Genomic DNA, 19,938 nt, shown 5'->3' on the forward strand with positions numbered 1-19,938 from the left:
ATCGGCGGCTTCGGGCTATAGGCCCGCGCGAACATCCGACCGGAACAGACCCCATGACCGACTATATCGTCCGCGACATCTCGCTTGCCGACTACGGCAACAAGGAAATCGCCATCGCCGAGACCGAGATGCCCGGCCTGATGGCGCTGCGCTCCGAGTTCGGCAAGGACAAGCCGCTGAAGGGCGCCCGCATCGCCGGCAGCCTGCACATGACCATCCAGACCGCCGTGCTGATCCAGACGCTGGAAGCGCTGGGCGCCGAGGTCCGCTGGGCCTCGTGCAACATCTTCTCGACCCAGGACCACGCCGCGGCCGCCATCGCCGCCTCGGGCACCCCGGTCTTCGCCACCAAGGGCGAGACCCTGGTCGAGTACTGGGACTACGCCCACAAGATCTTCGAATGGGCCGACGGCGGCTATCCGAACCTGATCCTGGACGACGGCGGCGACGCCACCCTGCTGTGCGTGCTCGGCCCCAAGGCCGAGAAGGACATCTCGGTCCTGTCGAATCCGCAGAATGAGGAAGAAGAAGCCCTCTTCTCCGTCATGAAGCGCTATATCGCCGAGAAGCCCGGCTTCTACTCGGCCATCCGCGACGCCATCGGCGGCGTGTCGGAAGAAACCACCACCGGCGTCCACCGCCTGTATCAGATGGCCGAGAAGGGCGAGCTGCCGTTCCCCGCCATCAACGTCAATGACAGCGTCACCAAGTCCAAGTTCGACAACCTGTACGGCTGCCGTGAATCCCTGGTCGACGCCATCCGCCGCGGCACCGACGTCATGCTGTCGGGCAAGGTCGCCGTGGTCTGCGGCTACGGCGACGTGGGCAAGGGCTCGGCCGCCTCGCTGCGCCAGGGCGGCGCCCGCGTGAAGGTCACCGAGGTCGACCCGATCTGCGCCCTGCAGGCCGCCATGGAAGGCTATGAGGTCGTGACCCTGGAAGACGCGGCCGCCGACGCCGACATCTTCGTCACCGCCACCGGCAACAAGGACGTCATCACCGTCGAGAACATGCGGGCGATGAAGAACAACGCCATCGTCTGCAACATCGGCCACTTCGACAGCGAAATTCAGGTCGCCGGCCTGAAGAACTTCAAGTGGGACGAGATCAAGCCGCAGGTCCACCACATCGAGTTCCCGGACGGCAAGAAGATCATCCTGCTGTCGGAAGGCCGCCTGGTGAACCTGGGCAACGCCACCGGCCACCCCTCGTTCGTGATGTCGGCGTCCTTCACCAACCAGACCCTGGCCCAGATCGAACTGTGGACCAACGCGGCCAAGTACGAGAACAAGGTCTACACCCTGCCCAAGCACCTGGACGAGAAGGTCGCCTTCCTCCACCTGGCCAAGCTGGGCGCCAAGCTGACCACCCTGAAGACCGAGCAGGCCGACTACATCGGCGTGCCGCAGCAGGGTCCGTTCAAGCCGGACCACTACCGCTATTGATGCGAAGGCGGCCTGGCCGGCGGATCAGCCGGCCAGCCGCAGAGGCGGGGCCTCGTTGCGCTCCAGCCTGAAGCCGGCGACCTGCCGGCTCAGGGTCTGGGCTTCCTGCGCCAGCTGACGCGCCGCCGCGGTCGCCTGTTCGGTCATGGCGGCGTTCTGCTGGGTGATGTCGTCCATCTCGCCCATCGTCCGGCGCACGCGGGCCAGGCCGTCGGCCTGTTCGCGCGCCGCCTCGGCGATGCCGCCGGCCAGGGCGTCGATCGACAGGACCCGCGAGCGAATCCGCTCCAGCGCCTCGCCGGTCCGGGCGGTCAGTTCGACGCCGCGCGCCACCTGGGCCGAGGAGGTGGCGATCAGCTGCCGGATCTCCCCCGACGCCGCCGACGAGCGCTGGGCCAGGGCCCGGACCTCGGACGCCACGACCGCGAAACCGCGTCCGGCCTCGCCAGCGCGCGCGGCCTCGACCCCGGCGTTCAGGGCCAGCAGGTTGGTCTGGAAGGCGATCTCGTCGATCAGGCTGGTGAAGCGGCCGATCTCGCCCGAGGATTCCGCGATGGCGTGAATGGCGGCCACGGTCTGGCCGGCGACGTCGCCGCCTTCCTCGATATCGGCCCGGGCCGAGACCAGGGCCTGGGCGGTCTGCCGCGCGCCGTCGGCGGTGCTGGCCACGGCCAGGGCGATGGCGTCCGCTTCGGCGACGGTCCGTTCCAGGCTGGCGGCCTGCCGCTCGGTGCGGACCGCCAGGTCCTCGGCCGCGCTGGCCAGTTCGCCGGCGCCCGCGTCCAGGCTGCCGACGCTGTCGGCCATCGACCCGACGGCGGCCCGCAGGGCGCTGGTGGCGGCCTGGAAGTCGGTGTGCAGCGCCTGGTATTCCTCGGGGAAGGCCCCGCCCAGCGACACCGACAGGTCGTTCTCGGCCAGGGCGTGCAGGGCGTCGCCCAGGCGGCGCACCACCAGCGACTGGCGCGCCTCCGTCGCCGCCTGCACCGCCTGCGCCTGATCCCGCTCGACCTGCAGGATCTCGAGATAGATCGAGATGGCCAGATCCATGTCCAGCATCACCCGGCGGGTCAGCTCGCCGACCGCCTCGGCGGTGGTCCGGTCATGGGCCTTGCGGCTGGCCCAGCGCGCCCGGGGCCGGGAGACGATGGCCTGGGTCAGATGGGCCAGGAGGGTGCTGTAGCCGCCGATGTACCAGCGAGGCTCCAGGCCGATGCGCGCATGCACCTGGCCGATGGCGCGGACCGACCGCGCATAGTCGGCGTCCGCCCGTCCGTCGATCAGGGCGTCCCAGTGACGCTGCTGCGCCAGGCTGGCGGCGCCGATGTGGGCCTCGTCGCGGAAGAAGGCGCGGGTCTCTGGAAAGGCGCGGACCCGGTCGTAGAAGGCGCCCAGGGCCTGAGGAACCGCCTCGCGCAGGATCGGACCCATCGCCCGGTACCCCGGCGACGGCTCGCCCAGGTTCATGAAGGTCATGCGCCGCTGGATGTCCTCGTTCGCCATGACGGCGCCTCTCCTTCTCGCCTGTTGATGAGCGGGAAGTCCCTGTGCCTCGTGGGGGTATTAGGGTCTTAAGGCTGGGCTACGCAGTGTTCCCTAGCGGGGCCGTTCAGGCGGCCAGGATGCGCTGGCCCAGGTCCTGGTTGCGGTCGGCCAGGCCGGTCTCGAAGTCCATGAAGACATCGATCAGTTCGTCCACGCCGATGGGCGCGGCGCCGGGGCTGAAGCGGAAGCGCCAGAAGCTGACCACGTGCTGGATCGCGCCCAGCTGCTCGCCCAGCCGGGTGAACAGGCGCGGGGCCTGCAGCAAGAAGTCGCGGAAGGCGCCGGGACGCGAATCCTGCGTCAGGGCCGCATAGGCGTCGTCATAGATGCGCAGGGTCCGCGCGGCGTCGTCGCAGACCGCGACGATCCGGTCGCGCAGCACCTGACGGCCCCGGTCCAGATACTCGCGCGAACTGCGGTCGACCTTGCCGAGAGGCTTCACCGTCGCGACCGCCTCGGCCACATGGGTCACGTCCGCCATCAGGCTGGTCAGCACCCATTTGTAGTAGAGGAAGCCCTTCCAGCAGAAGATGCCCTCCTGATACTCCTCCGGCTTCAGGTGCAGGGTCTGACGCAAGGCCTCCATGCGGTCGCCGGGATCGTTGGACAGGATCTTGCCGGCCAGCCGCCGGGTCGATCCCACCGCCTCGACGTCCTCGCCGAAGCTCAGGGTCACCAGCGGCCGGATCTCGGCCTCGACGAACTGCGCCATCCGCGTCAGGTCGCCGTCGCTGATCGAGAAATAGCAGGGGGCCGGCTCGATCCCCTCGCGGCGCAGCTGTTCGCGCAGCAGGAAGGGGTCCAGCGAGGGCAGGGCGTCCATCAGACGCAGGGTGCGCAGGTCCGGATGCTCGGTCTCCAGGCCGAAGGCCTCCTGCATCATCCGTTCGAAACTGCGCTGGTCGACGAAGACGAAGCGGCCGCCGGTCTTCAGGTCGTCGGCGTCGATCGGGATGACCACCTTGGTCGCCACTTGGCGGCGCAGGTGGAAGGCGTCCAGCTCGTCGCGGCGCAGGCGGTGCTTGATGATCAGGGCGCTGTTCAGCGCCGGGGTGCGGAAGATCGGCCGGGTCCGCCACTCCAGCTCGTGGCCGTGTTCGTTGGCCACCTTCAGCAGGTTCAGCACGCGGGCCGTCGACGCGGAACGGCGCAGGTGGGCCAGATTTCGGATCGCGCGGTCAGTCATGGGGCCCCCAGGCAAGCGAACGTTGAAACACGAATAGATGACCAACGGCTTAGCCGAGGTGGTGCGACCGTGCGGTGCTGGCCTCGGCGAGGCGTCGGGCCTAGAAAGCGTCCATGACCGTCTTCGACATCCTCATTCTCACCGCCGTGGCCGCCGTGGCCGTGACGCTCGCCCTGGGTCTGCGCCAGCTCTACAAGGACGGCCCCGAGGCCCGCTCGCGCTCGAACAAGCTGATGCGGCTGCGCGTCCTGCTGCAGGCCGTGGCCGTGGTGCTGCTGGTCGCGGGCATGTGGTGGAAATCCACGCACGGGGCCTGACGCCCATGGTGGTCCTGAACAAGATCTACACAAAGACCGGCGACGGCGGGCAGACCCGGCTGGCGTCTGGCGCGACCGTGTCCAAGAGCGACCGCCGGGTCGAGGCCTATGGCGCGGTGGACGAGCTGAATTCCGTGATCGGCGTGGCCCGCCTCCACTCGGGCCAGAACGACCGCATCGACGCCATGCTGGGCCGCATCCAGAACGAGCTGTTCGACCTCGGCGCCGACCTGGCCACCCCGCTGGAGCCGCCGCCCAAATGGGAGGCCCTGCGCATCCTCGACAGTCAGGTCGAGCGGCTGGAGCAGGAAATCGACTGGATGAACGAAAGCCTCAAGGCGCTGGACAGCTTCATCCTGCCCGGCGGCGCGCCCCTGTCGGCGCATCTGCACCTGGCCCGCACCGTGGCGCGCCGGGCCGAGCGCGAGGCCGTGCGGCTGGTCGAAAGCGGCGAGGCGGTGACGCCGGCGGCCGTGCGCTATCTGAACCGCCTGTCCGACCACCTGTTCGTCGCGGCCCGCCGGGCCAACGCCAACGGCGCGGGCGACATCAAGTGGAAGCCGGGGGCGACGCGCTGAGGCTAGTTGCCGCGTGCGGCGGCCAGGGCGACCCGTTGACGCTCGGCGTCGGCGTCGCGGGCGGCCTGCTGGGCCACCAACTGGTCCTCGATGGCCACCAGTTCGCGGTTCTTGCGGTCCGAGGCCTGGGCCCGGGTCTCGCCGGGAAGGCGGCCGGTGATCCCTTCGATCTCCGCGATCGACATCGGGCGGGCGCAGACGCGCTGGTCGGGGTCCCACCATCCGCCGTCGGTCACGCAGCGCTCGCCCGGCGCCTTGACCAGCGCCTGCCAGGCGAAGGTCGCGCCCAGCAGCACGGCGAAGGTGCACAGAAACAGCACGCTGAGCCGCTTCATGGTCAGGAGACGGTGCATGTGAGGCGTTCCGTGATCTGGCGTGTTGACGCCGCGTTACGTTGACAGGTCGGGTCCGGCGTACCTATTGCCTGACCCAACATTCCGGCGACTTTGTGGATAGCGCAATGAAGGTTCTCGTCCCCGTCAAACGGGTGATCGACTCCAACGTCAAGGCCCGCGTCAAGGCGGACCAGACCGGCGTCGACCTCGCCAACGTCAAAATGAGCATGAACCCGTTCGACGAAATCGCCGTCGAAGAGGCCGTGCGCATGAAGGAAGGCAAGGAACACCACGCCGCCGGCACCGCCGACGAGATCGTGGTCGTCTCCATCGGCGTCACCCAGGCGCAGGAAACCATCCGCACCGCCCTGGCCATGGGCGCCGACCGGGGCCTGCTGATCCAGTCCGACACGGACCTGGAGCCGCTGGCGATCGCCAAGCTGCTCAAGGCGGTGGTCGACGAGGAGAAGCCGGACCTGGTCCTGCTGGGCAAGCAGTCGATCGACGGCGACAACAACGCGGTCGGCCAGATGCTGGCCGCCCTGCTCGACTGGCCCCAGGCCACCTTCGCCGGCAAGATCGTGATCGAGGGCGGCAAGGCGACCGTGACCCGCGAGGTCGACGGCGGCCTGCAGACCGTGTCGGCGGCCCTGCCGGCGGTGGTCTCGGTGGACCTGCGCCTCAACACCCCGCGCTACGCCTCCCTGCCCAACATCATGAAGGCCAAGAAGAAGGAGATCGCGGTCAAGGCGGTCGCCGACTACGGCGTCGACACGGCGCCGCGCCTCAAGGTGCTCAAGGTCGCCGAGCCGCCCAAGCGCTCGGCCGGCGTGAAGGTGGCTGACGCCGCCGAACTGGTGTCCAAGCTCAAGTCCGCGGGGGTCCTGTAATGGCCGTTCTCGTCATCGCCGATCACGACGGCAAGGCCGTTCGCGACACCACCCACAAGACCGTCACCGCCGCCCTGGCGATCTCGGGCGACGTGGACGTGCTGGTCCTGGGCCAGGGCGCCCAGGGCGTCGCCGACGCCGCCGCCAAGATCACGGGCGTCCGCAAGGTCCTGCTGGCCGAGAGCGCCGGCCTGGGCAAGATGCTGGCCGAGGCCGTCGAGGCCACCGTCCTGCCGCTGGCCGCCGGCTACGACGCCGTGCTGACCCCGGCCAACACCGACGGCAAGAATTTCGCCCCGCGCATCGCCGCCAAGCTCGACACCGCCCCGATCTCGGACATCGTCGAGGTCGTCTCGGCCGATACCTTCGTGCGCCCGATCTACGCCGGCAACGCACTGGAGACCGTCCAGTCGTCGGACGCCAAGAAGGTCATCACCGTGCGCCCGACCGCCTTCGCCGCCGCCGCTGACGGCGGCTCGGCCAAGGTCGAGACCGTCACCGGCGCCGACGCCTCCAAGACGACCTTCGTCAGCGAGGAAATGGTCAAGTCGGACCGTCCGGAACTGGGCGCCGCCAAGATCGTCGTCTCGGGCGGCCGCGCCCTCGGTTCGGCCGAGGAGTTCCACGCCGTCATGGACCCGCTGGCCGACAAGCTGGGCGCCGCCGTCGGGGCTTCCCGCGCCGCCGTGGACGCCGGCTATGCGCCCAACGACTACCAGGTCGGCCAGACCGGCAAGGTCGTCGCCCCGGCTCTCTACCTCGCCATCGGCATCTCGGGCGCCATCCAGCACCTGGCCGGCATGAAGGATTCCAAAGTGATCGCCGCGATCAACAAGGACCCTGACGCCCCGATCTTCCAGATCGCCGACTACGGCCTGGTGCAGGACTACAAGGTCGCCGTGCCGGAGCTGATGAAGGCGCTGGGCTAGGGTTCAGCCCCGCCGCAAGGATCGAGAAGGGCGCGGAGCCGGAAGGGGCCGCGCCCTTTTTCATGGGCTATGCAGGCGTGGCTGAACAAGACTACCTGCTCTTTGATGACGTTAGCCAACGGCACCGTTCGGATCGTATGAAGTCGAGTTCTACCTCCTCCTCGGTCAGCATGATCGTTAGGTCGATTGGGAACTTGTCAGAAAGCTCCGCCAAGCTGTTTCGAGCCAAAGGGCCGTCGACCTCAAGCTCACAGACGATCAAGAGGTCGATGTCCGACCACATCGCCGTCTTTCGATTGACGACCGAGCCGAAAACATAGGCTTCGAGCCGCCCCTTTGTCCGCAGGCTGCCAATCGTTTCAGCGATCGCTCTGATGATCGGCTTCGCCGTCATTTCGCAGGCGGGTAAAGATGCTGGATTGGTCACAGATTTCGATGCCAAGTTCCGCTGCGGTTGCCCAGCCTTGGGATGAGACACGGCCGTAGGGTGTGTTCTTGAGAAGAATGTCGAACGGCGCGAGTGCCCCATAGGCCGTGCGCACCGTGTCTGCGGTTACTTCATATGCATCCGTCAGCGCCACAACGACAGGCCCACCAGTCACACGGTGAAGCCGATAGACCTGATCGCTCACACGTTCGAGGTAGCCCACGTTCCTGTGCTGTTGAAACAGGCGCTCTATGAACGATAGGCTCGGGTTGCGATAGCTTGAGACATCGTCCTCCATGTTCAGGGCCCGGTACAGGTCGTACATCTTGCCCCAAGCCACGCCTTGGGCTTCCAGACGATCGATTACCTCGCCTTGCCACGTTGCAGCCTTGGGGATATTGAGGATTAAGTCCGGACGCGGAGTACCGTTCAACAACGCCTCACAGTCAGCCGTTCGAACTTGATCGGCCGAAATCACTCCGATGATCGCCGGTGGAGCCGACTTGCGGTCAACCCGCACGAGGTTCGGTCCGAGACGTTCGAGATTCGTGACTTCTGCATGCTGAGGCAGGACGCCAACCAGCCAGTTTGCGTGGTCCTTAGCCATCATCCACCATTATTTGGTCCATTGCCCCAGGAAACCTTTGGCCGCCATCCGCATCCGTAAGGTGGCGGGCGATAAGGTCATCGGTGTGCTGCCGAAATTTCTCAACTGTTACGGCTTCTCGGCCGGATGCTAGACCTCGATTTTTGTCGAGGATTGCGAGGATCCGCTTGTTGTTGGGGATGATGCTGCCAAGCATCTTACGGTGCCAAGCGGTAGGCACTTCACTCTCGATATCAAACCGCGCGTCAGAGCCGGGACCGTAGGTCTCGAATGTGACCTTGTTCGCCGTCAACAAAGGTTCGATCGCAGCGCGAACTTCAGCTCGAGAAGCAAAGGCTTTGACGGAAAACAGGTCTGCCAGTCGCTCGGCGCGATCGCGTTTCCATTGTCTGATCAGAGTGTCTGGATAGTCGTCAGGCGCCTTGTCAATCGTTGTGTGGCAGTTGGCGCAAAGGAGAATAAGGTTGTCGTATGATCCGCGCTCAGCGTCGGTCAAATCTGCTTTCGACCTAGGCCCGTTATCGCTGGCCGCGAAAATGTGGGCCATCTCGGCGAAGTGGATAGCTTCCCCCTTGGCTGTGTCGACGAACAATTGCTGCGCACAAGCCGGGTTCTGACAATAGCCCGCCGAATCGGCAAACAACTTGGTCCGTGTTGCTGCGCTTGGATTGGCTACACCGCGAGAGCATGTCAATTCTTGCATCCGAGATCAGTAGGCTTGAACAAGCCGCATAATGGAGCGTCGAGCCTCCACAGCCAAGCTGGCTCTGCGACGCCGCATCTCTGCTGCCCCTCGGTACTCCCATGGCCCACCTCCCCATCCGCCTCACCCCCGGCGCCTCCGCCGACCGCATCGACGGCTGGGCCACCGACACCGACGACCGCCCCATCCTCAAGGTTCGCGTCCGCGCCCGGCCGGTCGAGGGCGAGGCCAATGCGGCCCTGCTCAAGCTGATGGCCAAGGCGCTCGGCGTGCCCAAATCCGCCGTGACGCTGGCGCGCGGGGGTCAGTCCCGGACCAAGATGCTGGCCGTCGCCGGACTGTCCGAAGACGAAGCGAAAGCCCGCCTTACCGACTTGTAATGTTTAGGGCCTTGTCGCGGCGGCCCTCAGCCTCTTGTAATCCGCCCCGAGTTCGCGCCGCCGTTTTCGAGGTTGGGCGCACAGGGGAGCTTTTCATGAGACTTCGCCGCCTGGCAGGCCCCGGCCTTGCCGCCCTCGCCGTGCTCGCCCTCGGGGCCTGCGCCACCACCAGCACCGGAAGCAGCCAGACGCCCGCGCCTGACGGATCGTCCGGCGCCAAGACCCGCCAGCCGCTGGCGGCCGGTCTGGACTCCGCGACCAACCCCGATCCCTATCCGTCGACCTACCGCGGCCTGCCGCGCGAGAATTTCGCCATCGTCGGCGGCACCGTCCTGGACGGCGCCGGACGCAGGATCGAGAACGGCGTGGTCGTGATCACCGATGGCCGCGTGGCCGCCGTCGGCGACGCCTCCACGGCCATTCCGGCCGGCTACCGCACGGTGCAGGCCAACGGCCGCTTCGTGACCCCGGGTATCATCGACGTCCACTCCCACCTCGGCGTCTATCCCTCGCCGGGCGTCAGCGGCATGAGCGACGGCAATGAGGCCACCAGCCCCAACACCGCCCAGGTCTGGGCCGAGCACAGCCTGTGGCCGCAGGATCCCGGCTTCAACGCCGCCCGCGCCGGCGGCGTGACCACCCTCCAGATCTTGCCCGGCTCGGCCAACCTGTTCGGCGGCCGCGGCGTGACGGTGCGCAACATCCCGTCGGTGACCATGCAGGGGATGAAATTCCCCGGCGCGCCCTATGGCCTGAAGATGGCCTGCGGCGAGAACCCCTCGCGCGTCTACGGCGGCCGCAACCAGAGCCCGGCCACGGGCATGGGCAATATGGCCGGCTATCGCGCCGCCTTCATCGCCGCCCAGGACTACCGCGCCAAATGGGACAAGTGGCGCGCGGACGGCGAGGGCTCGCCCCCGACCCGCAACCTGCAGAACGAGACCATCGCCGGCGTGCTGGACGGTTCGATCCTGGTGCAGAACCACTGCTATCGGGCCGACGAGATGGCCATGATGATCGACCTGTCGAAGGAATTCGGCTTCAAGATCACCGCCTTCCACCACGCCATCGAGGCCTACAAGGTCGCGCCGCTGCTGGCCCGCGAGGGCATCTGCGCCGACATGTGGACCGGCTGGTGGGGCTTCAAGATGGAAGCCCTGGATGCGGTGGAGGCCAACGCCGCCCTCGTCGACGCCCAGCCCGGTTCGTGCGCGGTCATCCACTCCGACGACGCCGAACTGACCCAGCGCCTGAACCAGGAAGCCGCCGCGGCCCTCGCCGCCGGCCGCCGCATCGGCATGAACATCTCCGAAGAGCGGGCGATCAGCTGGATCACCCTGAACCCGGCCCGGTCGCTCGGCATCGCCGACCAGACCGGCTCGCTGGAAGCCGGCAAACGCGCCGACGTGGTGATCTGGAGCGCCAATCCGTTCTCGGTCTACGCCCGCGCCGACCAGGTCTTCGTCGACGGCGGTCTGGCCTTCGACCGCAGCAACCCGGCCTTCCAGCCGGTCTCCGATTTCGAGCTCGGCCAGCCGGGCTTCGGCCTGTCGGCCGCCAACGTGCCGCAGGGAGCCCGCTGATGCGCCTCAAGAGCCTCATCCTCGGCGCGGTCTGCGCGGCCGCGCTGTCTTCGCCCGCCTTCGCCCAACAACTGACCGCCATCACCGGCGGCCGGGTCCTGACCGGCTCGTCCGTCATCGAGAACGGGACGGTGGTGATCCAGAACGGCCGGGTCGTCTCGGTCGGGACCGGCGCGGCCCCCTCCGGCGCCCGCGTCATCGACGCGCGCGGCAAGGTGGTCGCCCCCGGCTTCGTCGCGGTCGATTCCGGCCTGGGCGGTTCGGAGATCTCCTCGGTCAACGGTTCGGACGACCTCAGCAACGGCGCCAACACCATCAGCGCCGCCTTCGACGTCTCCTATGGCCTCGACCCCTGGTCCTTCACCCTGCCGGTCGCCCGTCTGGGCGGCATCACCCGCGCCATCGTCGTGCCGAACCATCCGGGCGGCTCGGGCGGGCATGAGCATCAGGACGACAGCGACTTCGCCGGCGTCGGCGCCGGCGGCTTCCAGTCGCCCAGCCTGTTCGCCGGCCAGGCGGCCATCATCCATCTCGGGACCGGCAACGACATCCTGGTCAAGCCGCGCGTGGCCCAGGTCGCGCCCTTCGGCGAGGCCGGAGCCGGCGTCGCCGGCGGCGCGCGCGGGGCCGAGTTCACCCAGTTCCGCGAAACCCTGGCCGAGGTCCGCCTCTACGCCCGCAACCGCGCCGCCTATGACCGGGGCGCCGTCCGCGACCTCAGCCTGTCGCGCGCCGATCTGGAGGCCCTGATCCCGGTCGCCGACGGGACCATGCCGCTGATCGTCACCGTGCGCCGCGCGGCCGACATCCAGCAGGTCCTGCGTCTGGCCCGCGAAGAGAGGATCAGGATCATCCTCGACGGGGCGGAAGAGGGCTGGATGGTCGCCGACCAGATCGCGGCGGCGGGCGTGCCCGTGCTGCTGAACCCGATCTCCAACCTGCCCGGCAATCTGGAGACGCGCGGCGCGCGGATGCAGAACGCCGCGGCCCTGGACGCCGCCGGGGTGGTCATCGCCATCAAGGGCAACGAGGGCTCGATCCACCGCGCGCGTGAGACCCGCTACAACGCGGGCAACGCCGTCTCGCACGGCCTGCCCTACGATGCCGCCATTGAAGCGATCACGGTCAATCCGGCCAGGATCTTCGGCATGGCCGGCCAGTTCGGGGAGCTGCGCGCCGGCGCAGCCGCCGACGTGGTCGTCTGGTCCGGCGACCCGCTGGAACCGCTCAGCATCGCCGAGACCATCTTCGTCAACGGCCAGGAACAGGCGCCCACCAGCCGCCAGTTCCTCCTGCGCGATCGCTATCGCACGGGCGGCGAGGGGGCGATGCCGCCGGCTTACACGCGCTGATCTGACGGTTCTCCCTCCCCATAAAGGGGAGGGAGAGATACGATGCCGCCATGACCGCCGCCCCCCGCATCTTCATCGACGCCGACGCCTGCCCGGTGAAGGACGAGGTCTATCGCGTGGCCGAGCGCTACGGGCTGAAGGTGTTCGTGGTCTCGAACGGCTGGATCAACACCCGCCGCGATCCGTGGATCGAGCAGGTCGTGGTCGACGCCGGGCCCGACATCGCCGACGACTGGATCGCCGAACGGGCCACGAAGGGCGACATAGTCGTCACCCAGGACATCCCGCTGGCCGACCGCTGCCTCCAGGCCGGGGCGCAGGCGATCAAGTCCAACGGCACGCCCTTCACCGCCGACTCCATCGGCTCGGCCCTGGCGGGGCGGATGGTGGGCGAGCATCTGCGTTCCATGGGCGTGGCCACCTCGGGTCCGCCGCCCTTCGGGCCCAAGGACCGCTCCGCCTTCCTGCAGGCGCTGGACCGGGCCGTGGTCGTCGCCAAACGGGCGCTGGCATGACCGTCATTCCCGAGGATGAGCTGGAGTTCCGCTTCTTCCGCTCCGGCGGTCCCGGCGGCCAGAACGTCAACAAGGTCTCGACCAGCGTCCAGCTGCGCTTCGACGCCCGCAACTCGCCCTCCCTGACCGATGCGGTGCGCGAGCGGCTGATCAAGCTGGCGGGCAGCCGCGCCACCCTGAACGGCGAGATCCTGATCACCGCCGTCCGCTTCCGCACCCAGGAACGCAACCGCGCCGACGCCCTCGAACGGTTGCAGGGACTGGTGGACGAGGCCTCCATCAAGCCGGTCTACCGCGTGCCCACGCGCCCCACCCGCGCCTCGAAGGAGCGGCGCTTGGACGGCAAGGCGAAGCGGTCCTCGATCAAGAGCGGCCGCGGCCGGCCCCGGTCGGACGACGGCTGACGGAACCGGAGGCGGGTTTTCCCCGTTATGGCGAAGCTTGGGTCGATCGACCGGCCTGCTGTCTCCTGTTCAAGAAGGGCGCCTCCGCATGAAATTCGCCTCCCTCCCCCTGATCGCCGCAACGGCCGCCGTGTTCGCTCTGGCGGCGTGTCAGAGTCCCGAAGAGAAGGCCGCGGCCGCCGCCGAACGCCCGGCGACGGACGGCACGAGCGCCGCGGAGATCGCGGCCCGGGCGACGACGCCCCAGGCGTCGATGACGCCCGACGAGCGCGCCGCGTTGCGCGCCGAGCAAATCTCGCTGCTGGATCAGGTCGGCGCCGAGCGCGCCAAGGGCCACGTCCGCGTGCCGGGCGTCGAGGATCAGGTCGTCACCCTGCAGCCGCTCCAGTCCCACAACTTCACGGTTCCGATGACGCAGGGCGTGCCCTACCTGCTCTTCGCCTCCTGCGACGGCGACTGCACGGTCGTGGACCTGGCCCTGCTGGACGCCTCCGGCGCGGTGATCAAGACCGACACGGACAGCGGAGACTTCCCCGTCCTGGACTTCACGCCCACGACGACCGGGACCTACACGGCCAAGATCACCATGGCCGAATGCAAGCTGGCGCCCTGCTACGCCTCCGCGCGGGTCTACCAGAAGCCCTGAACCTGAGCGGCCGGGCGCCTTATCGGCGCTCGGCCTGCACCTGAAGCGGCGTGCGGGGCAGGGTGGCCAAGGTCAGCTTGCCGTCGCGGTCGGTATCCAGCGAATAGAACCAGCGCTGCGTCGCCGCCGCCCATTCCTCGCCCGTGACGCGTTGGTCGATGTTGACGTCGGCCGACTTCACCGGCTGCGGCAGGTTGAAGAAGCCCGCCTCGGCGATCACGCCGTAGCCCTGGGGGCGGCCGCGCGGCGCGGGCCGACGGGTGCCGCCGTTCTGGGGCGCGAGGCCCACCGTAGAGGTGTCCACGCCCGACAGGCCGGCCATCCCGCCGCTACGCGGTCCACGGGGGCCGCCGGGCCCGCCCGGGCGTCCGCCGCCCATGCTGAAGCCGCGCAGGCTCCGTTCGTAGGCCGCCAGCTCGTCCTGGTTCAGCCGGCCGTCCCCGTCGGTGTCCAGGGTGGCGAAGAACCGCCGGCCGTCCGCCTCGAACTCTTCGAAGGTCACCGCGCCGTCCAGGTTGTCGTCCGCCCCGGTGAACCAGTCAGACGACGGCCAGGGCTGGCCGGGCTCGCCCTGGAAGGCCTCGCCGAACGGGCTGATGAACAGCGGCGGGCGGGGCGGAGGCTGCGGGCCGAAGGGATTGGCCGCGCCCGGCGCGCCCAGTCCCCCCACGTCGCTGGCGCAGGCGCCCAGCAGGGCGGTGAGAGACAGGACGAGCGCGGTCGTCCCCACGTGGATCACACGCATGGGCAGGTCTCCGAAGGGGCAGGGTCTACTGGGCGGGCCGGAACAGCAGGGCGGCGACCTTGCCGTCCTGGAAGCCGATCACCCACTGGGTCGCGGCGTTGGCGAAGGTGACCGCGAACAGATCCGCGCCCTCCTGGCTGCCGACGAAGTCGACCGCCTGCACCGCGCCGAAGCCGCGGATGAGGGGCAGCACCTGCGCCTCCTGCTCGCGCACCTTGGAGGCCAGGTCGTCGGTCATCAGCGCATAGTCGATCGCGCCGCTCTGGGCGCCGGCGATGATGGCCCGCAGGGTTTCCTCGGCCTTGGGGTTCGCGGGCGCGGTGACCGGGGGAATGGGCGCCGGCGCGCGGGCGGGGGTCTGGGCGGACCCGTCGAAGGTGTTGGGCACGCTGCCTGCGGCCACCTGGGCCTGGGCGGCGACGGGAGAGAGACCGATCAGGGCGGCCAGAACCAGCAACTTCATAGGGTCGTCTCCAAAGATCAGCTCAGACGATGGCGGGCCAAAGCGACAGAACAAGGGCGGCGGCCGAAGCGCAGATTGCAACGGTGACACACACGATCATCCAGGCCGGCGTCCGGGTTTCCCGGATGACCACAGTCTGCGTCTGCGGCGGATTTTGCGCCAGTCTGGCCAGCGCCTTCAGGGTGGCGCGCAACTCCTCGACGGCGTCGCGGATCTGCGCCTGCGGACCCAGTTCGCGGCGGATCCAGCGCTCGACCACCGGCTGGGCGGCGGCCCACAGGTCGTGATCAGGGTTCAGCCGCCGGGCGACGCCCTCCACCGAGACCATGGTCTTCTGCAGCAGGATCAGTTCGGGCCGCAGGTGCATGTCGAACAGGTCGGTGATCTCGAACAGCTGGCCCAGCAGCCGGCCCATCGAGACCTGCGACGCCTGCTTGCCGATGACCGGCTCGCCGACGGCGCGCAGGGCCTGGGCGAAGGCCTCGACCGAATGTTCCTTGGGCACGTATCCGGCCTCGAAATGGACCCGGGCGATGCGGTCGTAGTCGCGGCTGATGAAGCCCCACAGGATCTCGGCCAGATAGCGCCGCTCGGCCGGCCCCAGCCGCCCGACGATGCCGAAGTCGATCGCCGTCAGCTCCGCCGGGGCGTGGCAGAACAGATTGCCTTCGTGCAGGTCGGCGTGGAACGCCCCGTGGTCCAGCGCCTGGCTCAGGAAGGAGCGCACCACGTTGTCGGCCAGCGCATTGACGTCCAGTCCGGGCTGAAGGGCCGCCGCCGGGTCGGTCAGGGGCATGCCCGGGGCCCATTCCAGCGTCAGCACCCGCTTGCCGACCCCGTCCCAGATCACGCCCGGCGCCGACATATGGCCGGTCAGGCCCAGGGGATCCGGCTTGGCCATGATCTCCTTCAGCTCCGAGGCCGCCGCCGCCTCCAGCCGCATGTCCAGCTCCAGCTGCAGGGCGCGGGCGATGGTCTCGACGAAGGCCGAGGGCTGCAGCCGGCGCGACAGGGGGACGAACCGCACCGACAGCTTCGCGGCCAGGCGCATGGAGTCCAGGCCGTGCGCCACGCGCCGCTCAATCCCGGGGCGAAGAATCTTGACCGCCACCTTGCGGCCGTCGGCCAGATAGGCCGGGTGCGCCTGCGCCAGGCTGGCGGCGGCGACGGCGGGGGCGAAATCGGTGAACAGGGCCTCGACCGGACGGCCCAGCGACCGCTCGACCTCGCGCCGCGCCTGATCCAGCGGGAAGGGCGGCAACGCGTCCTTGAGACGGCCCAGGTCGCGGGCGAATTCGACGCCGAAGATGTCGGCGCGGGTGGCCAGCACCTGCCCCAGCTTGATCGCCACCGGCCCCAGATGTTCGAACGCCTTGCCCAGCCGCTGGCCGGGGCGGCCGTCACGGCTCTCGCGCCCGGCGAACAGGTGCAGCAGATGGGCGATCCAGCGCGCCCACACCGGCAGCAGGGGCGTGATCTCGCGCGGCGCCAGGGCGTCGTGGCGGATCAGCACGCCCAGCCAGCCCAGCAACCTCAGGGACGCGCCCAGCGGATCGCGCACCGGCACGGTGGCCGGCGGCGGCGGAGGCGTGCCGGGGTCGATCTTCTGGCTCAGATCGCCCACCCGTGATGGATGGCCGCGACGCCGCCCGACAGATTGGCCACCGTCACGCGGCTGAAGCCCGCATCCTCGATCATGCGCTTGAAGGTCGGCTGGTCCGGGAAGCGGCGGATGCTCTCGACCAGGTACTGATAGCTGTCCCGGTCCTTGGCCACCCAGCCGCCGATGCGCGGAATGGCGTGGAAGGACCAGGCGTCATAGGCCTTGCGGATCGGCGCCGCGATCGGGCGAGAGAATTCCAGGCAGAGGAATCGCCCGCCCGGCTTCAGCACCCTGCGCGCCTCGCGCAGGGCCTGGGACACGTCGGCCACGTTGCGGATGCCGAAGCTGATCGAATAGGCGTCCACCGAGGCGTCCGGCAGGGGCAGGGCCATGGCGTCGCCCACGCTCCAGCTCATCTCCGGCTCGCCGCCCTTGTGGACCCCGGCCATGATCATCTCGGCGTTGTAGTCCAGCACGATGACCGAGGCGTCCTCGCCCCCCATCCGCAGCTGGGCCGCCCGGGCCATCTTCGAATAGCGGCGCGACATGTCGCCGGTGCCGCCCGCGACGTCCAGGATGGTCTCGCCCGGACGCGGGTTCAGCTTCGCCGCCGCCGCGTCCTTCCAGAGCCGGTGCACGCCCGCGCTCATCAGGTCGTTCATCAGGTCGTAGTTCGACGCCACGGAGTCGAACACGCCGCGCACCATGCGGACCTTTTCCTTGGCGTCCACGTCGCGGAAGCCGAACGAGGAGGTCTTGCCGGTACTTTGGCCGGACGGGGTTTCGGAGGCGTCGGTCATGCTTGCGGTCTAGCGCTTCGCCGGGGCCGCGTCATCCGTCCGTGTGGCCGCAGGATGCGGTCTTTAATGCGCGGCGTTCGGCCTCGGCACGCCCAGGTCCTTCATCACCCCGGAGATCAGGCCGTAGCAGCCGCAGGACGCCTTCTCGAGGCCCGGCCGGTCCAGCACCTCGACCCAGCCCCGACCGCGCCGGATCAGGCCCTTGTCCTCGATCTCGGACCCGACCTCCGACACCGTGGCGCGGCGCACGCCCAGCATCCCGGCGATGTCCATCTGGGTCAGGTGGATCCGGTCGCCGCCCGCCCGGTCGTGCAGGGTCAGCAGCCAGCGCGCCAGCCGCTCGTCCAGCCGGTGCTGGGCGTTGCAGGCGGCGGTCTGCTGCACCTGGGCGAACAGGCTTTCGGTGAAGCGCGACAGGGCCTCGCGCATGGCCTCGCTCTCGCCCAGCGCCTCGGAGAAGACGTCCGCCGGACAGCAGGCGGCCGAGCCCTCCAGCTGGGCGATGGCGCGGCTGGAGGCGCGGGCGTTCAGCGGCCCGCAGGTGACGCCGACCAGCCCCTCGCGGCCGATGGCGGCGGTCTCGACCATGTGGTTCTCGGCCAGCACGGTCATCAGGGACACCACGCCGGTCAGCGGGAACCACACCTCGTCCACCGCCTCGCCGGCGTCGTACAGCATCTGGCCCTGGGTGAACGGGCGTTCGGTCAGGTGCGGCTCAATGCGTTTTCGGTCCGCCGCGGGCAGGGCCGTGATCCAGAGATTGTCCATGATGTTGTCGGCCTCGGAATAGTGACGCTCGGTAACGCTCACGCTTACCGCCTCGTTCCTGCCTTCCGTCGCTTGTGGCGCGGCGCCGGGCGCGATACGCCGGATAAAACGGAGGGAACGATGCCGGAACAGATTGACGTGGCGGAAGCTCTGGGCGGCCTGCCGCTCTGGCGAAAGGCGCAGGACCCGCGCCCGGCCATCGCCCGCACCCTGGCCTTCGCGGACTTCAACGCCGCCTTCGGCTTCATGACCCGCGTCGCCCTGCTGGCGGACAAGGTCGACCACCATCCGGAATGGTCCAATGTCTACAATCGGGTGGAGGTCCTGCTGACCACCCATGACGCCGGCGGCGTGACCGAGCGCGATGTGAACATGGCCCGCTTCATCGACGAAGCCGCCGCTGCGATGGGAGCCCAATAATGGGGAAAGAAGCGATGGCCGGACGCGTCTCGGGCAAGAAGATCCTGATCACCGGCGCCGCGGGCGGGCTGGGAACGGCCATGGCCTACATGCTGGCGCGCGAGGGGGCGAAGGTCGCCCTCACCGACGTCAACCTGGACGGCGCCCAGGCCCTGGCCGACGCCGTGAACGCCGAAACGCCCGGCAGCGCCTTCGCCTTCGCCCACGACGTGACCTCCGAGGATCAGTGGATCTCGGTCATCGCCGCCGCCGCCTCGGCCATGGGGGGGCTGTCGGTGCTGGTCAACAACGCCGGCATCGGCGGCCCGCTGGCCTTCGTCGAGCAGGACACCGTCGAGAACTGGCAGCGCCAGTATGAGATCAACCTGCGCTCCATCATGCTGGGGACCAAGCACGCCATGCCGCTGCTGCGCGAGAACGCGCCGGCCTCGATCATCAACATCTCGTCGGTGGCGGGCCTCGCCGCCGCGCCGGGCATGGGCGCCTACAACGCCACCAAGGCCGGCGTCTGGATGTATTCCAAGACCATCGCGCTGGAGGCGGCCAAGATGGAGTGGAACGTCCGTTCCAACTCGGTCCATCCGGTCTTCATCAAGACCCCGATCCTCGACCCCTTCGTGGCCATGGCCGGCGGCGACGAGGGCAAGGCGCACGAGCGTCTGGCCCGGGGCATCCCGCTCAAGCGCATCGGCGAGCCGGACGACGTGGCCTACTGCGTCGTCTACCTGGCCTCGGACGAGTCGAAATTCATCACCGGGACCGAGTTCGTCATCGACGGCGGCATGCTGGCCCAATAGGGCCCCCGGGACGTCCCGTCCTCAGTCGACCGCGGTCACCTCGACCGACTGGCCGGCCACCACGGCCTCGTCGCCGACCCGCTTGCCGATCAGGGCGCGGGCCAGCGGCGAGACGTGGCTGACCGAGCCCGCCGCCGGGTCCGCCTCATCCTCGCCGGTGATCTTCCAGGTCTGGGTGCGGCCGTCCTCGCGCTTGATCGTCACCGATCCGCCGAAACGCACCCGCCCGTCGGCTTGGGTCTCGACCAGCTGGGCGGTGGCCCGCCGCGCCGACCAGTAGCGCAGGTCCCGCGCCGCCCGCGCCATGGGCGTGCGGTCGGTTTCGATCGTGCCGCTGGCCTGCGCCGTCGCATAGGCCGCGCGCGCGTCCGCCAGGGCGGCCTCGATCCGCGCCAGCCCCTCCGGGGTGACGAGGTTGGGGTGGGTGGAGATCGGACGGTCGGGAAGGTCGGCGGCCGTGGCCTCCAGATCTTCCTCGCGGGTGAAGGCGACGCTCATGG

Annotated in this window: 25 protein-coding genes; 13 read left to right on the plus strand and 12 right to left on the minus strand. The window is 68.9% G+C overall.

Translation table 11 applies throughout. The features are described from left to right. Nucleotides 1-53 precede the first annotated feature (53 nt). Nucleotides 54-1,445, plus strand: a complete 1,392-nt coding sequence (gene ahcY, locus AC3WRV_RS01995; RefSeq protein ID WP_291832937.1) for an adenosylhomocysteinase — start codon at nt 54-56, stop codon at nt 1,443-1,445. Nucleotides 1,446-1,469: 24 nt separating this feature from the next. Here ahcY and AC3WRV_RS02000 read toward each other — a convergent pair whose 3' ends face one another. Next, on the minus strand, nt 1,470-2,948 hold the full coding sequence (locus tag AC3WRV_RS02000) for a methyl-accepting chemotaxis protein (protein ID WP_492311961.1): 1,479 nt from the start codon (nt 2,946-2,948) through the stop codon (nt 1,470-1,472). Between the two features lie 106 nt (nt 2,949-3,054). After that, nucleotides 3,055-4,176, minus strand: a complete 1,122-nt coding sequence (locus tag AC3WRV_RS02005; protein ID WP_492311962.1) for a hypothetical protein — start codon at nt 4,174-4,176, stop codon at nt 3,055-3,057. Nucleotides 4,177-4,289: 113 nt separating this feature from the next. Between AC3WRV_RS02005 and AC3WRV_RS02010 the strand changes: the two genes are divergently transcribed. Next, nucleotides 4,290-4,493: a twin transmembrane helix small protein gene (locus AC3WRV_RS02010; RefSeq protein ID WP_492311963.1), complete on the plus strand. Its 204-nt coding sequence runs from the start codon at nt 4,290-4,292 to the stop codon at nt 4,491-4,493. A gap of 5 nt (nt 4,494-4,498) precedes the next feature. Further along, nucleotides 4,499-5,071 carry a cob(I)yrinic acid a,c-diamide adenosyltransferase gene (locus AC3WRV_RS02015; protein ID WP_291832977.1) on the plus strand — a complete coding sequence of 191 codons (573 nt, stop codon included), beginning with the start codon at nt 4,499-4,501 and terminating at the stop codon, nt 5,069-5,071. A gap of 2 nt (nt 5,072-5,073) precedes the next feature. On the opposite strand, the gene AC3WRV_RS02020 is transcribed toward AC3WRV_RS02015, so the two are convergent. Further along, on the minus strand, nt 5,074-5,424 hold the full coding sequence (locus AC3WRV_RS02020; RefSeq protein ID WP_291832927.1) for a hypothetical protein: 351 nt from the start codon (nt 5,422-5,424) through the stop codon (nt 5,074-5,076). Nucleotides 5,425-5,531: 107 nt separating this feature from the next. Here AC3WRV_RS02020 and AC3WRV_RS02025 point away from each other — a divergent pair, with 107 nt between their 5' ends. Continuing rightward, nucleotides 5,532-6,296 carry an electron transfer flavoprotein subunit beta/FixA family protein gene (locus AC3WRV_RS02025; protein WP_492311964.1) on the plus strand — a complete coding sequence of 255 codons (765 nt, stop codon included), beginning with the start codon at nt 5,532-5,534 and terminating at the stop codon, nt 6,294-6,296. Then, a complete protein-coding gene (locus AC3WRV_RS02030) occupies nt 6,296-7,225 on the plus strand; it encodes an electron transfer flavoprotein subunit alpha/FixB family protein (RefSeq protein WP_492311965.1) in 930 nt (309 codons plus the stop codon). Before AC3WRV_RS02025 ends, AC3WRV_RS02030 begins: the two co-directional genes overlap by 1 nt. A 91-nt stretch (nt 7,226-7,316) precedes the next feature. On the opposite strand, the gene AC3WRV_RS02035 is transcribed toward AC3WRV_RS02030, so the two are convergent. The 3 genes from AC3WRV_RS02035 to AC3WRV_RS02045 are packed head-to-tail and all read right to left on the minus strand — an operon-like array spanning nt 7,317 to nt 8,962. Next, nucleotides 7,317-7,619 (minus strand): nucleotidyltransferase domain-containing protein, encoded by a 303-nt coding sequence (locus tag AC3WRV_RS02035; protein ID WP_492311966.1) that lies wholly within the window; start codon nt 7,617-7,619, stop codon nt 7,317-7,319. Next, complete coding sequence (locus AC3WRV_RS02040) at nt 7,585-8,259, minus strand: hypothetical protein (protein WP_291832918.1); 675 nt, start codon at nt 8,257-8,259, stop codon at nt 7,585-7,587. Before AC3WRV_RS02040 ends, AC3WRV_RS02035 begins: the two co-directional genes overlap by 35 nt. Next, complete coding sequence (locus tag AC3WRV_RS02045; RefSeq protein ID WP_492311967.1) at nt 8,252-8,962, minus strand: hypothetical protein; 711 nt, start codon at nt 8,960-8,962, stop codon at nt 8,252-8,254. Before AC3WRV_RS02045 ends, AC3WRV_RS02040 begins: the two co-directional genes overlap by 8 nt. 101 nt (nt 8,963-9,063) lie before the next feature. On the opposite strand from AC3WRV_RS02045, the gene AC3WRV_RS02050 reads away from it, so the two are divergent. From AC3WRV_RS02050 to AC3WRV_RS02075, 6 genes are all read left to right on the plus strand, one after another. After that, complete coding sequence (locus AC3WRV_RS02050; protein WP_492311968.1) at nt 9,064-9,342, plus strand: DUF167 domain-containing protein; 279 nt, start codon at nt 9,064-9,066, stop codon at nt 9,340-9,342. 95 nt (nt 9,343-9,437) lie between these two features. Next, complete coding sequence (locus AC3WRV_RS02055) at nt 9,438-10,925, plus strand: amidohydrolase (RefSeq protein WP_492311969.1); 1,488 nt, start codon at nt 9,438-9,440, stop codon at nt 10,923-10,925. Further along, nucleotides 10,925-12,277 carry an amidohydrolase family protein gene (locus tag AC3WRV_RS02060; protein ID WP_492311970.1) on the plus strand — a complete coding sequence of 451 codons (1,353 nt, stop codon included), beginning with the start codon at nt 10,925-10,927 and terminating at the stop codon, nt 12,275-12,277. Before AC3WRV_RS02055 ends, AC3WRV_RS02060 begins: the two co-directional genes overlap by 1 nt. Before the next feature lie 50 nt (nt 12,278-12,327). Further along, the gene (locus AC3WRV_RS02065) at nt 12,328-12,792 is read left to right on the plus strand and encodes a YaiI/YqxD family protein (RefSeq protein ID WP_291836429.1); all 465 of its coding nucleotides are present in this window, start codon (nt 12,328-12,330) and stop codon (nt 12,790-12,792) included. Next, nucleotides 12,789-13,196 (plus strand): alternative ribosome rescue aminoacyl-tRNA hydrolase ArfB, encoded by a 408-nt coding sequence (gene arfB / locus AC3WRV_RS02070; protein ID WP_291836427.1) that lies wholly within the window; start codon nt 12,789-12,791, stop codon nt 13,194-13,196. The genes AC3WRV_RS02065 and arfB overlap by 4 nt, the downstream gene beginning before the upstream one ends. A gap of 88 nt (nt 13,197-13,284) precedes the next feature. Then, the gene (locus AC3WRV_RS02075; RefSeq protein WP_291836424.1) at nt 13,285-13,842 is read left to right on the plus strand and encodes a hypothetical protein; all 558 of its coding nucleotides are present in this window, start codon (nt 13,285-13,287) and stop codon (nt 13,840-13,842) included. Nucleotides 13,843-13,861: 19 nt separating this feature from the next. On the opposite strand, the gene AC3WRV_RS02080 is transcribed toward AC3WRV_RS02075, so the two are convergent. The 5 genes from AC3WRV_RS02080 to AC3WRV_RS02100 all read right to left on the minus strand — a co-directional run bounded on the left by AC3WRV_RS02080 (nt 13,862) and on the right by AC3WRV_RS02100 (nt 18,263). Continuing rightward, nucleotides 13,862-14,587 (minus strand): EF-hand domain-containing protein, encoded by a 726-nt coding sequence (locus tag AC3WRV_RS02080; protein ID WP_291836421.1) that lies wholly within the window; start codon nt 14,585-14,587, stop codon nt 13,862-13,864. Between the two features lie 25 nt (nt 14,588-14,612). Next, the gene (locus tag AC3WRV_RS02085) at nt 14,613-15,050 is read right to left on the minus strand and encodes a hypothetical protein (RefSeq protein WP_291836419.1); all 438 of its coding nucleotides are present in this window, start codon (nt 15,048-15,050) and stop codon (nt 14,613-14,615) included. A 22-nt stretch (nt 15,051-15,072) separates the two neighbouring features. Next, nucleotides 15,073-16,674 (minus strand): 2-polyprenylphenol 6-hydroxylase, encoded by a 1,602-nt coding sequence (ubiB, locus tag AC3WRV_RS02090; RefSeq protein WP_291836417.1) that lies wholly within the window; start codon nt 16,672-16,674, stop codon nt 15,073-15,075. Next, entirely contained in the window at nt 16,662-17,453 is a 792-nt protein-coding gene (locus AC3WRV_RS02095) for a class I SAM-dependent methyltransferase (RefSeq protein WP_492311971.1), read from the minus strand. Before AC3WRV_RS02095 ends, ubiB begins: the two co-directional genes overlap by 13 nt. 63 nt (nt 17,454-17,516) lie before the next feature. After that, entirely contained in the window at nt 17,517-18,263 is a 747-nt protein-coding gene (locus tag AC3WRV_RS02100) for a Crp/Fnr family transcriptional regulator (protein ID WP_492311972.1), read from the minus strand. A gap of 78 nt (nt 18,264-18,341) precedes the next feature. Here AC3WRV_RS02100 and AC3WRV_RS02105 point away from each other — a divergent pair, with 78 nt between their 5' ends. After that, nucleotides 18,342-18,641 carry a 4a-hydroxytetrahydrobiopterin dehydratase gene (locus AC3WRV_RS02105; RefSeq protein WP_291836407.1) on the plus strand — a complete coding sequence of 100 codons (300 nt, stop codon included), beginning with the start codon at nt 18,342-18,344 and terminating at the stop codon, nt 18,639-18,641. Beyond that, nucleotides 18,641-19,438 (plus strand): SDR family oxidoreductase, encoded by a 798-nt coding sequence (locus AC3WRV_RS02110; RefSeq protein WP_492311973.1) that lies wholly within the window; start codon nt 18,641-18,643, stop codon nt 19,436-19,438. Before AC3WRV_RS02105 ends, AC3WRV_RS02110 begins: the two co-directional genes overlap by 1 nt. A gap of 21 nt (nt 19,439-19,459) precedes the next feature. On the opposite strand, the gene greA is transcribed toward AC3WRV_RS02110, so the two are convergent. Continuing rightward, on the minus strand, nt 19,460-19,936 hold the full coding sequence (gene greA, locus AC3WRV_RS02115) for a transcription elongation factor GreA (protein WP_492311974.1): 477 nt from the start codon (nt 19,934-19,936) through the stop codon (nt 19,460-19,462). Nucleotides 19,937-19,938: the final 2 nt, after the last annotated feature.

This window comes from Brevundimonas sp. EU05-FHT14B11 (genome assembly GCF_058790835.1).